Source organism: Pararhizobium sp. DWP3-4 (genome assembly GCF_049898205.1).
GTDB lineage: Bacteria > Pseudomonadota > Alphaproteobacteria > Rhizobiales > Rhizobiaceae > Pararhizobium.
In genome coordinates, this window is the sequence record NZ_JAFCXF010000002.1 from 207,830 (window position 1) to 222,125 (window position 14,296).

Sequence of the window (14,296 nt, forward strand, 5' to 3'; positions counted from 1 at the left end):
TCGAGATCTGCGATGGAAACGAAAACACCCGCGCCGGAGATCGGGCGCGGGTGTTTGGGATGCGAGACTGATGTTATCAGGCGGCGCGGCGGGCGTAGTTGCTCTGCCTTGCAGCCGGCACCGACGACTGGGTGTCGCCGATGTTGAACTGGGCGAGCAGGTCGTTGAGGGCGGCGGCTTCCGAGGCGAGGCCGTGGCTGGCGGCGGTCTGTTCCTCGACCATGGCGGCGTTCTGCTGGGTGCCCTGGTCCATGGTGTTGACGGCCGTGTTGATCTCCTGCAGTCCGACTGACTGTTCGCGCGTTGCGGTGACGATCGCACCGATATGCCCGTTGATCTCCTGGACTTCCGCGACGATCGCCTGCAGCGACTGGCCGGTTTCACCGACCAGCGTCACACCGGCACGGACCTGATCGCCCGAGGTGGTGATCAGCGCCTTGATTTCCTTGGCGGCGTTGGCCGAGCGCTGGGCAAGTTCGCGCACTTCCTGGGCAACGACGGCAAAGCCCTTGCCTGCATCGCCCGCGCGGGCCGCCTCGACGCCTGCGTTCAGCGCCAAGAGGTTGGTCTGGAAGGCGATGTCGTCGATGACGCCGATGATGTTGGAAATCTCGCCGGAGGATTTTTCGATCCCCTGCATGGCGTTGACGGCATTGCGAACGACTTCGCCCGACTTTTCAGCACCGGCGCGGGTGCGGGCAACCAGCTGGCCGACTTCTTCGGCACGGCGGGCGCTGTCCTTGACCGTCGTGGTGATCTGCTCGAGAGCTGCGGCTGTTTCTTCGACGGAGGCTGCCTGCTGCTCGGTGCGGCGGGCAAGATCGTCGGCGGCGGTGCGGATTTCGGTGGCGCCGGCATCGATGGCACGGGCATTGGCGCCAACGGCCTGCAGCGTCTGGTGCAGCTTGGTCACCGAATTGTTGAAGTCGGCGCGCAGGCGGTCCAGATGCATGACGAACGGCACCGAGATGCGGTAGCCGAGATCGCCGTCGGCAAGACGACCGAGACCGGTTGCGAGCGCCTCGACAGCCTGCTGGATATCGGCGGTTTCCTTGGCCTTCAGCGTTTCGCGCTCACGGCGCTCCTGCTCGGACAGCGAACGGCCGGTCTCGGCTTCGCTTTCCAGGCGGGCACGCTCGATGGCATTGGTGCGGAACACGGCGACGGCAGCGGCCATCGAGCCAATCTGGTCGCGGCGTTCCTGGCCGGGGATTTCAGCCTTGAGATCGCCGGCAGCCAGGCGCTCCATCGCGCCGGTCATATCGGTGACCGGGCGGATGACGAGGCGGCTGAGCAGCGTTGCGAGGAAGGCGATCATCACGCCGACCGCCAGAAGCGTGGCGATGGTGGCAGCGATCCGGAACTGGCCGATGGCGGAATAGGCAAGATCGGCATCGACGACGAAACCGACATACCATTCGACCGAGGGAAGACCGGCGACCGGCACGAAGCTGACGAGCATCGGCTTACCGTCCAGTTCGGTCTGCATGATCGTCGAACCGATCGACGGCGTCTCGGCCGGGAAAGCGTCGGCAAGCGTCTTGGTGACCAGCTTGGCATCCGGATGCACGAGGATCTGGCCCGACTTGTTGACGAGGAAGGCAAAGCCCTCGCCGCCGACATCGATGTCCTTGACCATCGACACCAGCGTCTTCAGCGAGAAATCGCTACCGGCAACGCCGATCAGCTTGCCGTCCTTCTTCACCGGCGCTGCTGCGCTGATGATCAGTTCGCCAAGCGAAGCATCGATGTAGGGATCGGTCAATACGGTTCCATCAGCCTTGACCACATCCTGATACCAAGGGCGCTTGCGCGGATCGTAGGTCTCCGGCATGGCCTGGACCGGCCAGTTGGTGAATTTTCCGGTTTCCTCACCGACATAGGTGCTGATGAACTCCTTGATCAGAACATCGTTTTTCATGATGCCGAGGAGGCCCGCCTGGTCGGTGGCACCGCCAGCGGCATTGGCGACCATGGCCGTCAGCGTAACGCGGCCGTTCAGCCAGTTGGCGACGCTCTGGGCGGCCTGCTTGCCGGAGGAGGAAATATTCTCCTCGACGGCGCGGGTCGTCACGTCATGCTGGAGGCTGTCGATATAGACGGAAAAGCCGGCAAAGGCGGCAATGACGACAAAGGACGCGGCAACAAGAATGCGCGTCATGAGATTGGATCTTTTCAAGGCTGACTTCCCTAATGCGGACCGGCTGTGGCGCCGGGCGGAGGCTCGAACGGGTCCGCGCACGGGACCGGCGGGCGGCGTTGCCGCGCCAAACCGTTCCGGATTGCGGGTATGGGATGACATGCCACGGAGGCGCAGACGGCGCGCCTCATGCGCCCGACAAAGACCGGCAGACCGGACCTGTGATTGTCAGGACCATACGGGCGGCCGCTTAAGGCAGGGTTAAATTTTCATTGCCGGAAAAGTGAGGATTTGAAGGGCTTTCCGCCTGGGCCACATCCGCCTGCCTTCAAAATCGCAAAAACGGTCCAGCTTTTTTGTTTTACGCAAAGGCGGACGCAATGCCCACTTTTGCCGGAACTGCTCTATTTGGCCGCCTGTTTCAGCGCGGAAAGCAGCGGCCGCTTCTTCAGGCCCCAGGCGGTCGCCAGATGCATGGACGAGGAAATGCCGGCATCGAGCATGTAGGGGCCGGGCGTATCGGCCTTGACCCGCGATGCCGGCCTCGGCTTCAGCGGCGTCCCGTGGCCCATGCTGTCGATCAGGTAGAGTTCGACCGCGACATTGCCTGACGCGTCCTTCCAGACGCGGTGGAGATGGCCATCGACTTCGTTCTGCGCATAGGCATCGCTGCCAAGACCGTGCACATCAAGCCATTGCTGGACGAGCGCATCCGCATTGTTCATGGACACCGTATGATCCTTCGTGCCGTGCCAGATCGATATCGCCGGGAAATCGCGCGTTACCGGCGATGCCGCCCGCACCAGATCCCCCCATTCCCCGGCTGCCCGTTCCGGCGCCGACTTCATCGCAGACAGCGCGCGCTGAACGTCACGGGCGGCACCATAGGGCAGCCCGGCGATCACACCGCCGCCGCGAAAAACGTCGGGATAGGTTGCGAGCATGGCCGCCGCCATCGCGCCGCCTGCGGATAGGCCGGTGACGAAGACACGGCTGCGGTCGATGCCGTGCGAAGACGCCATCTTGGCGACCATCTGGCGGATCGACATCACCTCGCCGCGATCACGCGTGACGTTGCTCGGGCGAAACCAGTTGAAACAGAGATTGCCATTGTTGGAGCGCTTCTGCTCGGCATAGACGACGGCAAAGCCGCGTTCCCGTGCCAAGGTCGACCAGCCGCTGCCGAGGTCATAGGCTTCGGCAGTCTGCCGGCAGCCATGCAGGACAACGACGAGAGGCGACTTTTTCGGCAGGTCCGCCGGGACATAGCGCAGCATGCGCAGGCGGCCGGGATTGCTGCCGAATGCCTTGACCTCCTGCAGCCCCGCAGCCGGTTTTGCCGCCGGCCGGGGCTTTGCCGCCGGTTTCGATGCCGATGTCTTTGGCGAAGCCGTGGAGGCGAGCGCCTTGCGCGTCGCCTTGGCGGCCTTTGCGATGGTCTTTTCCCAACGCCGGTGCTGCTTGAAAATATCGGACAGGGAAAAACCGAAACGAGACCGCATGGACGGATCCTTGGTTGGCGGCATGCCTCCAATGCCGAAATTCCTCCACACACCCGAGGCTATATGGGTCTCTCCGGCGTTCCGGCAAGGTCGGATTGGACTATTCTACGGTCAGCTTCGGAGCGCGGTGGCCCCCCTCTGTCGGCGACGCCGACATCTCCCCCTCAAGGGGGAGATTGGCCTTTAAATCCGTCGCCACAAGGAAAAAGAACAATCTCCCCTCTTGAGCGGGAGATGTCACGGAGTGACAGAGGGGGGTGATGCGGCATATTCAAAGCTTGCGCCCCCCTCATCCGGCCCTTCGGGCCACCTTCTCCCCGCAGGGGAGAAGAGGGAGTTAGCGGCGCATGAAGGCCTCGAAGGCGGCGCGGGCTTCGGCGCTTTTCAATTGCGCGGCGAAATGTTTTGCCTCCTCGTCGATGCGCGCCAGCACGTCGGAGCGGTCGCCGCGAATGAGGTCGCGGGCGATGCGCAGCGCTTCCGGGGGCTTCCTTGCCAGGCTTGCGGCCAGCGACAGCACCTCTTCTTCGATCGCATCGGCACCGGCGATCTTCCAGATCAGCCCGGCCTCCTGCGCCTCAGCGGCCGTGAATGGTTCGCCGGCAGCCAGAAGCGCAAAGGCGCGCTGATGACCGGCGATGCGCGGCACGATCAGGCTGGAGGCCGCTTCAGGAACCAATGCCAGATCGACGAAGGGCGTCTTGAAGATCGAACGGTCCGAGGCGATCGTCAGGTCGCAATGCAGGTGGATGGTCGTGCCGATGCCGATCGCCAGACCGTCAACGCCGGAAACGATGGGCTTTGCCGCACGCGCCAGCGCCTTGAGGAAATCGATAACCTCCTGCCCCATCGATCCGCCCATGGCGAAGGCCATGAAATCGGCCATGTCGTTGCCGGCAGAAAAGCAGCCTTCGGTTCCGAGAAAGGCCGTGACGCGGATGGCCTCATCGGTTCCGGCGACCGTCAGCGCATTGGCCATCTTGGCGTACATGGCTCTTGTGATGGCATTCTTCTTGGCCGGCCGGTTGAAGCGGATCACCTGAACGCCGGGATAGGCTTCGGGGCGCTCGATCAGAACATCGTCGGTCATGGTCGTCTCCTTTAAGCCCGCGTCGATCAGGCCAGTGTTCAATCAAGAAAGTGTTCAATCAAGCAAGTGGTCTATCAAGCAAGTGCGATCCGGGCGCCGGCAAGGCTTGCCGCGCCGGTGACGATGCCGGTCTTCAGCGCCGCCGTTTCGGCCAACAGATTTTCGGCGGCGAAACGGCAAAGCGCGATGCGGACATCGCGGCCGCCATCACCCACATCCGCCAACCCGCCCTTGGCGAGATAGATGCCGGTCAGGGTCAGGCCGAACAGGCGCTGATAGGCGGTCGCACCGGCAAGGGCATCTGCGGACTTGCCTTCGGCCAACCGAGCCAGAAGCCATTCGGTGGTTTCTTCCAGATCGGCGATCGCATCGTCGAGCCTGCTGCCGGTTTCGCCGAAATCGGCAAGGTTGGATGAACCGACCTCTTCGGCCACGGCCTTCAATTCGGCGATGAAGCCGCGCACATGGCCGCCGTCGGACAGAGGCAGCTTGCGGGTGACGAGATCGATCGCCTGGATACCGTTGGTGCCTTCGTAAATCGGTGCAATCCGGGCGTCGCGCAGATAGCGTGCGGCACCGGTCTCCTCGATGAAGCCCATGCCGCCATGGACCTGGATGCCCATCGAGGCGGCATCGACACCGACGTCGGTGCCGAAGGATTTGGCGATCGGCGTCAAAAGACTGGAGCGCTCCTGCCAATGGCGGGCCTCGTCGCCTTGCGACACATGCGCCCGGTCGACGGCACGGGCGCAGGTCAGCGCGATGGCGCGGGCGCCCTGGGTCAGCGCCTTCATGGTCAGCAGCGTGCGGGCGATGTCCGGGTGCTCGATGATCGGGCTCATGCCCGTGCCCTTCCAGCCCGGCGCCTTGCCCTGCGTGCGTTCGCGGGCATAGTTGAGCGCATGCTGGGTGGCGGCATCGGCCATCGCCACGCCCTGTATGCCGACGGCGAGGCGGGCATTGTTCATCATCGTGAACATGCAGTTGAGACCTTTGTTCTCCTCGCCGACGAGATAACCGGCGGCGCCCTTCTCATCGCCGAATCGGCCATCGCCATAGACCATGGTGCAGGTCGGCGAAGCATGGATGCCGAGCTTGTGTTCCAGCGAATGGCAGAACAGATCGTTGCGGGCCCCGAGCGAACCGTCGGCGTTGACAAGGTATTTCGGCACCAGGAACAACGAGATGCCGCGCGTTCCTTCCGGCGCACCGGCAATCCGCGCCAGCACCAGATGAACGATGTTACCGGTGACCTCGTGGTCGCCCCAGGTGATGAAGATCTTCTGGCCGAAAATCCGGTAGGTGCCGTCGTCGCGGCGCTCGGCGCGGGTCTTCAAGACGCCGAGATCGGAGCCGGCATGCGGTTCCGTCAGGTTCATCGTCCCGGTCCATTCGCCGGAAATCATTTTGGCGAGGAAGGTTGATTTCAGGGCTGGGGAGCCGTGCTTTTCCAGCGCATCGACAGCGCCCATGGTCAGCATCGGCGCCAGTGCAAAAGCCATCGAGCCAGCATTCCAGAATTCCATGGCGGCGATATGCAGCATATGCGGCAGCGCCTGGCCGCCGAATTCCTCCGGCGCCGTCAGGCTGTTCCAGCCGCCGGCCGCCCAGTTGCGATAGAGATCGGCCCAGCCTTCCGGAATCTGCACCTTGCCATCGACGAGCTTCGATCCCTGCCGGTCGCCGATATCGGCCAGCGGTGCGACTTCCTCCGTGGCAAAGCGGCCCGCTTCACCGACGATCGCATCGACCAGATCCTCATCGAGATCGCCGAAAATGCCGGCGGCAAGATCCTCACCGAGCCCGGCCACATGCTTCAGCGTGAACAGAATTTCCTCAACCGGCGCCTTGTACATCGTCGTCTCCTCCTGCAATCACCTGACAACATTGCCGCTCATCCGTCCAGCAATGGCGTGTTCGTTGATGCCGAAATTATTGATTTTTACGTAAACGTCAATATTCGATCCGCGGCAGTTATCACGGCTAGTGGCCAGGCCTGTAACAAAACTGTCATGAAACCCGCATACAGCGAAGTCTGGCCTCTCCCGGGACAATGCCGCATGAATCTGATCTCGACCGAAATACCGGGGCTCGTCTGGGCCTATCGCTTCCTGCCGGGCGAAAGCCGCTGCGTGCGGATCGCCGCGGATTCGTCCATCGATGCGCTGCTGGAAGGCGACGGCTGGGTCTGGCTGCATCTGGCGCTCAGCGATGCGCGCACCCCTGCCCTGATCGAACGCATCACCACATTGCCGCAGAATGCGCTGTCGACCCTGACCAGCCATGACACGCAGGCCGCCGTGACCATTTCCGACGATATCGTCTATGGCACGCTGGTCGATTTCGAACGCACGTTCGATGCGGAGACGAAGACCATCGGCTGGCTGCATTTCACCGTGACCGAAAAGATCATCATCACCACGCGGCTGCATCCGCTGCGCAGCATCGACAGGGTCAAGGCGGCGGTGGAGAAGAATGCCCGCTGCGCCCGGCCGATCGATCTGTTCGAGATGATGGTGGTGGAATTCCAGCGCACGTTGATCAGCCTGGTGCTGGAACTGACCGAAGACCTCAACGTCATCGAGGACGATGTCTATGGCGAGGCGGGCCACAACCACCAGCCGCGGCTGGCACCGCTCCGGCGAACCGCCGTTCGTCTGCACCGGCATCTGCGCACGTTGCTGGCGCTGTTGCGGCGGGCCGGCACCTCGGAGGAGGACGAAGTGCCGGAGGGCTTTATCGACGTTGCCGAACGACTGTCGGACAGGCTCGAAGCGGTCGACCGAGATGTGTTCGCGCTGCAGGAACGCGCCCGACTGCTGCATGAAGAGATCGACAGCAAGCTCTCCTCGGAGACCAACCGCCATCTCTACATTCTCTCGCTGATGACCGCTTTCCTCTTGCCGCCCACCCTTGTCACCGGCTTTTTCGGCATGAACACCAGCGGCCTGCCATTTGCCGAAGGCATTCATGGCACCCTGCTGGCAGGTTTTCTGATCATGATGTCGATGGGTGTCGCCTGGACGATCCTGAAGCGGATCGGAATTTTATGACGAACATGAAAATGGCCGGAGATAAATCCCCGGCCTGAAGTTTGTGCTGATCAGATCGTCGAATCAGTAGGGCGAGTTGCACTGCCTGCGCGGGCCATTGTTCGGCTGATAGGTATTGTCGTAGGCGCGGTAGCTGCGATAGCGGTTGGCGCACCATTCGACATGGCTGCCACCATAGCGTGCCGGTGGCTGAGCGACCGCACCGCCGATGATCGCACCGGCAGCAAAGGCGCCAAGCGGGAACCACACCCCATTATATTCGCGGTAACCCGGGCGGTAGTAATTATATCCCCGATGGCCGTTGTAGTAGGAATAGTTCCCCCGGCGATAATAGCCATTTCGGTTGTTATAGACACGCCGGTTGGTATAGCGCGGCCGGTACTGACCATCGCCGCGGCGGGTGTATTGGACGGGCTCGACATTGGCCCGTTCAGCCGCGACCGGGATAGGAACCTGGGTGACGGCCTGCGAAGGCGTAAATGACGTGGCCAGCAACACAGCGGACAGTGCCAGCGATGCCACTCTTAATTGGAAAACACCCATTGGGGCTCCTCCATCAATTGCTATCGGACGATATTGTCGTGCCGATGGAACGATTTGCGGCGGTCTTTGTTCCACGGCACGCTGCAACTAACCACGTTCACGGAATACGCGCCAGACGTGTTAATGCTCGGTTAACCATCTTTCCGCACCCTCGTGACATGGAAAAGCGCCGGACCACACGCTTGGGCAAGTTTTTCCGCCTCGCCGCTTGTCTCGGCGTCGCGCTGCTTTCCGGTGGCGGCCTGATCCCGGACACATCGGCACGCGATCTGATGCCATGGAAATCACCTGACCACGCGCTTGTCATCGATGCCTATGAACTCAACATCATCGACTGGGACGCGATGCTGAAGGACAAGCGCATTGCCGGGTTCATCTCCAAGGCATCCGACGGACTGCCGGAGAGTTTTGACTGTACCGGCGATCACGCCGGCGATACCGTGGCCCACTGCAAGACGATGTGGCGCAAATACGCCGTCAGCCGCGAGCTCTACCAGACACGCCGGCTGATCGCCCGCGCAAGCGGCCTGCTCTGGGGGGCATACCACCTTGCCCGGCCCGGAAATCCGGTCGACCAGGCCAATCACTTCCTCGATTATGCCCAGCCGCGCGACGACGAGCTGATGGCGCTCGACATCGAGGGCATCGATCCTGAAAAATACATGTCGCTGGAAGATGCCGCGATTTTTGCCGGCCATATCAGGACCCGCACCGGCCGTTATCCGATACTTTATACCAATCACACCACCGCCAGATACATCGCTGCCAATCGCGACCGGTTCCCGATCCTGTCGCGGCTGCCGCTGTGGTATGCCCGCTACAAGCCCGGCATCCGCAATGTCTTCCCGATGGGAAACTGGAACGACTACGCGCTCTGGCAGTTCTCCGCCGGTCCGAACTGCGGCAAGCAGCGCTGCCCTTACCGCGTCGCCGGAACCCTTCCGGATATCGACGTCAATGTCGCGGCCATGGATGCCAAGGCGCTGAAGGCGATCTGGGCCAAAGGCGAACTGCTCCCGGAGAAACCGTTCGACAAGCCGCTGCTGATCGCCTCGGGCAAAGCGGAATCCTTCTCCGGCGCCGGCATAAGCATTGATATGACCATGACGGGATCGATCGCCAAAATATCGGTTCCGCTGGGCCTTCGCTAGCCATCGCCAATGCGGTGCAACTGGACATTACGCTACGAGCCGAAACGCAGCGTTCGGGGTGAGCCTGTCCGCTCTTTTTAGACGAACCGTCACTGACGCTCCCGTCAGGCTGCGCCGCTGAGCTGTTCAGCCTGACTTTTCTCTTCGGATTTGCAGGCGTTTTCAGCCGAAACAGCCGGGCCCGACGTTCAGCCTCCTGTCAGCAGACGAGCGCAAAAAAGGGGATCGTCACCCTTCCTGCCCTGATTGCCGGAGCCTGTCTTGAATTTTCGCTCATTGAAGCGGCCCGTCATGGGCAGCATCCCGCTCAGCCTGTCGGCCGCCTTTTTCATTCTCCTTTTCCAGAACCTGACATTCTGGAACGAAGCGTTCTATGTGTTCGGCGGCTTCCACCTCGGCTTTTATACGTTCGTCGCGGCGATCACCCTGCTTGTCATTGCTGGCGTCGTGCTGTTCTCGGTCAAGTACCTGATCAAGCCGTTTCTGGTCTTCCTTCTCATCGCCGGGGCGATGTCCTCCTACTATACCGATTTCTTCGGCGTGGTGATCGACAAGGACATGATCCGCAACGCCGTGGTGACGACACCGCAGGAAGCCGGTCCGCTGATCACCGGCACGTTTCTCCTGCACATCCTCCTCTACGGCATCCTGCCATCGGCGCTGGTCTGCCTGATCCGGATCAGACATCGTCCCTTCATCGGCAAGTTCTTCGTGAACGTCGCGGTTATTTCGCTCTGCCTGTCGCTGTGCGTCGGGCTGATCGTCTCGAACTATTCGGGGATATCCTCGAATATCCGAGAACATCGCGACATGATGGCCAAGCTGACGCCGTTTGCAGCCATCACCTCGGCGATTGGCCTGGGGGTCAGCACCTATCGCGAGATCGGCATCGTCCGTGCTCCATTGGGCACAGACGCCAAGCTCGGCCCGATCTACGCACAAGCGAAAAAACCTATCGTCACCATCATCGTCGCCGGCGAAACCGCCCGGGCCATGAACTTTTCGCTGAATGGCTATGACAGGGAGACCAACCCGCAACTGAAAGCCCTTGGCGTTACCAACTTCACCAAAACCACCAGCTGCGGAACGGCGACGGCCGTTTCGTTGCCCTGCATGTTTTCCGTCTATGGCAGGCAAAACTATTCCGACCGCAAGGCCCGGTCCACCGACACGCTGATGGACGTTTTGCGCCGCGCCGGCGTTGATGGCTATTGGTGGGACAACAATACCGGCAGCAAGGGCATCGCCGACCTCATCAGCTTTGCCAGCCTGACCAAGCAGAAGGATAGCCCGCTCTGCAGGGATGACGGCTGCCTGGACGACATTTTCCTCGGTAAACTCGATGAAAAGCTTGGCGGCATCACCAGGAATACCGTCATCGTGCTGCACCAGCTCGGCAGTCACGGTCCGGCCTATTATCAGCGGTATCCTGAAGAATTCCGGCGCTTCACGCCCGACTGCCGCACGCCCCAGCTCTCCGATTGCTCCCGCGAGGAGATCGTCAACGCCTATGACAACTCGATCCTCTATACCGACCATAACCTCGCCGAGGTGATCAAGCTTCTGAAGAAACACCAGGACAGCGTCGATGGGGCCATGATCTACATGTCGGATCATGGCGAATCGCTCGGCGAGAACGGATTGTTCCTGCATGGCGCGCCGTACATGTTTGCGCCTGCGGAGCAGACGCATGTGCCCTTCATCGCCTGGTTTTCCGACCGATATGCCCAGCTGACGGGCCTCGACCGCAGATGCCTTCAGACCTATGCGGATGCGCCGACCTCGCACGACAACCTGTTCCACACCGTGCTGGGGATGATGAACGTCGTCACCAAGGTCTACAATCCGGCGCTCGACGTGTTTGCAGCCTGCCGCTCGACGGCGGTAGCAAGCCCGGCCGTCCCGGAATCGTAGAACCGCGATTGTAGCAATCCGGCCAGTTTCATGTATTTCCGACGTCGATACGCGATTTTCCGGATCGGGGTATCTGGGGAATATGGACCGGGTGGGTGCGCTTGATATCGATGGTCGGCGGCATGGACAGTTCCGCTTCCAGCAGTGCCATCTCGATCAGGAACACAAGCATCTTCTTGTCGCTGCGTTCGGCGCTCATCTTCGAGGCCTGGAGAAGCTCGTAGGTCAGATCTTTGGTTCGCATATGTCACGCCCCGTATCGATTGTCTTTCTAAACTAGGCCTGGCAACTTACGCGAAGCTTGCTGCGCTTGAACACCCTATGATGGTGGATACATTTTGAAGAGCTGACGTTGATGCAGCAGCGGGCGCCAAGGCCGGGCGTGTTCTCACAGTAAACGACATGTTTTCGCGCTAGGTTGTCGCGCGCAACGGGCGTTATGCCTCGATCTGTACGTCGCCGATCGGCCGTGAACAGCATGCCAAAATGTAGCCTTCGTCGATTTCGTCGTCCAGAATACCGCCATTGTGGTTCATCTCGACTTCTCCGGAAATCTTCATCACCCGGCAGGTCCCGCACAAACCACCCTCGCAGGCAGCACCGATGCGCACGCCAGCCAAGCGCGCCGTCTGCAGGATGGTCTGGCCGGGCTGACACTTGGCGTCCTTGCCGGCCATGGTGAAGGTGACGGTGGAGACGGCTGCCGCATCCGCTTCGCCTGCACCGGCGCGGATGGCAAGCTCTGCCGGATCCGGCGCATTGGCCGGTTGAAAGCTTTCCTCGTGGTAGCGGTTCATGTCGAATCCGACGCTTTCCAGCATCGATTTGACGCCACGCATGAACGGTTCGGGGCCGCAGCAAAAGACGGTGCGTTCGCGGAAATCCGGTGCCAGCAAGGCGAGTTTGGAGGTCTCGATACGGCCACGCAGCCCGTGCCAGCTGTGGCGCGGCGCATGGGTCTCGACGATGAAGCCGAGATTGAGGTTCGGCATATTGCGGGAAATGTTCTCCAGCTCGTCGCGGAACAAGAGATCATCCGGCTGGCGGGCGCAGGACAGAAAAGAGACGTCCGTCTGCGGCGCGCAATCGGCCATCCAGCGGGTCATCGACATCATCGGCGTGATGCCGGACCCGGCCGAGATGAACAGGTATTTTTCGCCGGGATGACGCACGAACGAGAAGTCGCCGAGCGGTCCGAAGGCCTTCAGCTTCATGCCCGGCTTGAGGGTTTCGAACATCCAGCGGGTGCCGATGCTCGACGCCTGCGCCTTGACGGTGACGGCGACCGAAAACGGCCGCGACGGCGTCGAGGACAAAGTGTACGTGCGCATCACCGGATCGTCCGCCTTGACCGGCAGTTCCAGCGTGACGAACTGGCCCGGCAGATAGCGGAACCAGCTGTCCTTGTCGGCCTTGAAGCCGAACGTCATCACGTCCGGCCCTTCGGCGGTGACGGAGATGCATTCCAGGAGCTGCTGCCGGTCGTTGAACGGCTGCAACTCGTCAAAGTGCCGGAAGGATGAGGCAATCGTCATGTCAGGCGACCCGAACCAGAGGGGTGGAGATGGAGCTGCCCTGCAGGCGGTCCGCCAGGAAGTTGGTGTACCATTCGACGAACTGCATCACGCCGCCTTCGTGTTCCGGCGAATAGGGACCGGGCTGATAGGCGAGCGAGCGGATGCCGAAGGCGTTTTCCTCGACGATCTGGCGGTCCTGGTCGTTGGTCTCGGTCCAGACATGCGTCAGCTCGTCGATGCTGTAATCGACGCCCTCGACGGCATCCTTGTGCACCAGCCACTTCGTCGTGACCTGCGTCAGTTCGGGCCCAAGCGGCAGGACGCGGAAGGTGATGGCGTGGTCGGCCAGTACATGGTTCCAGGTCGACGGATAGTGGAACAAGAGCAGCGTGCCGATATGGCTCTGGCTGACATCGTCGGACAGCTGGCGCTTGACGGCGCGTTTGCCGGACATGGTGTAGCTTTCAGCGCCCTCGATCAGCGGCATGCGGGCGACGCGGAACTGGCCCTTGTGATCGATCTTGAACTCGCTCGGCAGGCCCGAGGCTTCGCAATGTGCCCAATGGGCGGCGATGACCGGATCGTCCTTGGCGCCCTGCACGCCGGTTGCCGTCGGTGCTTCCGGATAGGTGCGGCAAAGTTCGGGGTGGTTGGCGGCGCAGTGGTAGCATTCCCGGTTGTTTTCCCAGACGAGCTTCCAGTTGCCCTTTTCGATGATGGTGCTTTCGAAGGCGACCTTGGTGTCTTTTAGATTGTGCGGCGTCAGATAGGACGAGACCATGTCGCGCACCGGTTGGAAATCCATCGCCTCTTCGGCCAGGCAGATAAAGATATAGCCGCCGATGGTTTCGCAGTGGATCGGTTTCAGACCATGCTGGTTCTTGTCGAAATCCTCGCCCATCTGGCGGGCGAACAAAAGCTTGCCATCCAGCTCGTAGGTCCACTGGTGATAGGGACAGACAAGCTTGGCGGACGAGCCCTTGGCACCGGCGCAGACGCGCGAGCCGCGATGGCGGCAGGAATTGTGCAGCGCCCGCACGGTGCCTGTGCGATCGCGGACGATGACGACCGGATATTCGCCGACCTGCACGGTGAAATAATTGCCGGATTTCGGGATTTCGCACTCATGACCGATGAACAGCCAGTCCTTGTACCAGATTTCCTCCATATCGAGCCGGTAGAGATCGGGATCGGTGTAGAAGGCCTGCTCGAGACTGTGCGTGCCGCGCCGGTTCTTCAATGTGCGGAGGACTTCGCTGCGGAGATCCATGGTCATTTCCTTGTGCTCGCCAACTTTTTGAACGTTGCAGCAGACAGGAAAGGAACCGCCGGCGCGCCGGGAGAGCGCGTGGTTACAGTGGTTCTCCTTCCGGCTGCCCGCCGCAA

At 61.4% G+C, this 14,296-nt stretch carries 11 protein-coding genes; 3 read left to right on the forward strand and 8 right to left on the reverse strand.

Features of this window, described 5'->3' with window-relative positions; translation table 11 throughout:
• Positions 1–76 precede the first annotated feature (76 nt).
• From ACP7E6_RS06210 to ACP7E6_RS06225, 4 genes are all read right to left on the reverse strand, one after another.
• Positions 77–2,161 (reverse strand): methyl-accepting chemotaxis protein, encoded by a 2,085-nt coding sequence (locus ACP7E6_RS06210; protein ID WP_426228870.1) that lies wholly within the window; start codon positions 2,159–2,161, stop codon positions 77–79.
• Between the two features lie 383 nt (positions 2,162–2,544).
• Positions 2,545–3,642 (reverse strand): extracellular catalytic domain type 1 short-chain-length polyhydroxyalkanoate depolymerase, encoded by a 1,098-nt coding sequence (locus ACP7E6_RS06215; RefSeq protein ID WP_426228871.1) that lies wholly within the window; start codon positions 3,640–3,642, stop codon positions 2,545–2,547.
• Positions 3,643–3,979: 337 nt separating this feature from the next.
• Positions 3,980–4,732 (reverse strand): crotonase/enoyl-CoA hydratase family protein, encoded by a 753-nt coding sequence (locus ACP7E6_RS06220; protein ID WP_426228872.1) that lies wholly within the window; start codon positions 4,730–4,732, stop codon positions 3,980–3,982.
• Between the two features lie 74 nt (positions 4,733–4,806).
• Complete coding sequence (locus ACP7E6_RS06225) at positions 4,807–6,588, reverse strand: acyl-CoA dehydrogenase (RefSeq protein ID WP_426228873.1); 1,782 nt, start codon at positions 6,586–6,588, stop codon at positions 4,807–4,809.
• Positions 6,589–6,792: 204 nt separating this feature from the next.
• Here ACP7E6_RS06225 and ACP7E6_RS06230 point away from each other — a divergent pair, with 204 nt between their 5' ends.
• On the forward strand, positions 6,793–7,785 hold the full coding sequence (locus tag ACP7E6_RS06230) for a transporter (protein WP_426228874.1): 993 nt from the start codon (positions 6,793–6,795) through the stop codon (positions 7,783–7,785).
• Positions 7,786–7,848: 63 nt separating this feature from the next.
• Here the strand turns inward: ACP7E6_RS06230 and ACP7E6_RS06235 are convergent, their stop codons facing one another.
• A complete protein-coding gene (locus ACP7E6_RS06235; RefSeq protein WP_426228875.1) occupies positions 7,849–8,328 on the reverse strand; it encodes a BA14K family protein in 480 nt (159 codons plus the stop codon).
• 158 nt (positions 8,329–8,486) lie between these two features.
• On the opposite strand from ACP7E6_RS06235, the gene ACP7E6_RS06240 reads away from it, so the two are divergent.
• Positions 8,487–9,479, forward strand: coding sequence for a glycoside hydrolase family 25 protein (locus ACP7E6_RS06240; protein ID WP_426228876.1), 993 nt, complete (start codon positions 8,487–8,489; stop codon positions 9,477–9,479).
• A gap of 291 nt (positions 9,480–9,770) precedes the next feature.
• Positions 9,771–11,393, forward strand: a complete 1,623-nt coding sequence (locus ACP7E6_RS06245; protein ID WP_426229425.1) for a phosphoethanolamine transferase — start codon at positions 9,771–9,773, stop codon at positions 11,391–11,393.
• Positions 11,394–11,421: 28 nt separating this feature from the next.
• Here the strand turns inward: ACP7E6_RS06245 and ACP7E6_RS06250 are convergent, their stop codons facing one another.
• The 3 genes from ACP7E6_RS06250 to ACP7E6_RS06260 form a co-directional block, all read right to left on the reverse strand.
• Entirely contained in the window at positions 11,422–11,637 is a 216-nt protein-coding gene (locus ACP7E6_RS06250; RefSeq protein ID WP_426228877.1) for a hypothetical protein, read from the reverse strand.
• Between the two features lie 193 nt (positions 11,638–11,830).
• Complete coding sequence (locus tag ACP7E6_RS06255; RefSeq protein WP_426228878.1) at positions 11,831–12,928, reverse strand: 2Fe-2S iron-sulfur cluster-binding protein; 1,098 nt, start codon at positions 12,926–12,928, stop codon at positions 11,831–11,833.
• Position 12,929: 1 nt separating this feature from the next.
• Positions 12,930–14,180 carry an aromatic ring-hydroxylating oxygenase subunit alpha gene (locus ACP7E6_RS06260; protein WP_426228879.1) on the reverse strand — a complete coding sequence of 417 codons (1,251 nt, stop codon included), beginning with the start codon at positions 14,178–14,180 and terminating at the stop codon, positions 12,930–12,932.
• Positions 14,181–14,296: the final 116 nt, after the last annotated feature.

Excerpts from the sequence above, each read along its gene's own strand:
- ACP7E6_RS06210 (WP_426228870.1), bottom strand. The coding sequence starts at position 2,161 with ATGACGCGCATTCTTGTTGCCGCGTCCTTTGTCGTCATTGCCGCCTTT.
- ACP7E6_RS06215 (WP_426228871.1), bottom strand. The coding sequence starts at position 3,642 with ATGCGGTCTCGTTTCGGTTTTTCCCTGTCCGATATTTTCAAGCAGCAC.
- ACP7E6_RS06220 (WP_426228872.1), bottom strand. The coding sequence starts at position 4,732 with ATGACCGACGATGTTCTGATCGAGCGCCCCGAAGCCTATCCCGGCGTT.
- ACP7E6_RS06225 (WP_426228873.1), bottom strand. The coding sequence starts at position 6,588 with ATGTACAAGGCGCCGGTTGAGGAAATTCTGTTCACGCTGAAGCATGTG.
- ACP7E6_RS06230 (WP_426228874.1), top strand. The coding sequence starts at position 6,793 with ATGAATCTGATCTCGACCGAAATACCGGGGCTCGTCTGGGCCTATCGC.
- ACP7E6_RS06235 (WP_426228875.1), bottom strand. The coding sequence starts at position 8,328 with ATGGGTGTTTTCCAATTAAGAGTGGCATCGCTGGCACTGTCCGCTGTG.
- ACP7E6_RS06240 (WP_426228876.1), top strand. The coding sequence starts at position 8,487 with ATGGAAAAGCGCCGGACCACACGCTTGGGCAAGTTTTTCCGCCTCGCC.
- ACP7E6_RS06245 (WP_426229425.1), top strand. The coding sequence starts at position 9,771 with ATGGGCAGCATCCCGCTCAGCCTGTCGGCCGCCTTTTTCATTCTCCTT.
- ACP7E6_RS06250 (WP_426228877.1), bottom strand. The coding sequence starts at position 11,637 with ATGCGAACCAAAGATCTGACCTACGAGCTTCTCCAGGCCTCGAAGATG.
- ACP7E6_RS06255 (WP_426228878.1), bottom strand. The coding sequence starts at position 12,928 with ATGACGATTGCCTCATCCTTCCGGCACTTTGACGAGTTGCAGCCGTTC.
- ACP7E6_RS06260 (WP_426228879.1), bottom strand. The coding sequence starts at position 14,180 with ATGGATCTCCGCAGCGAAGTCCTCCGCACATTGAAGAACCGGCGCGGC.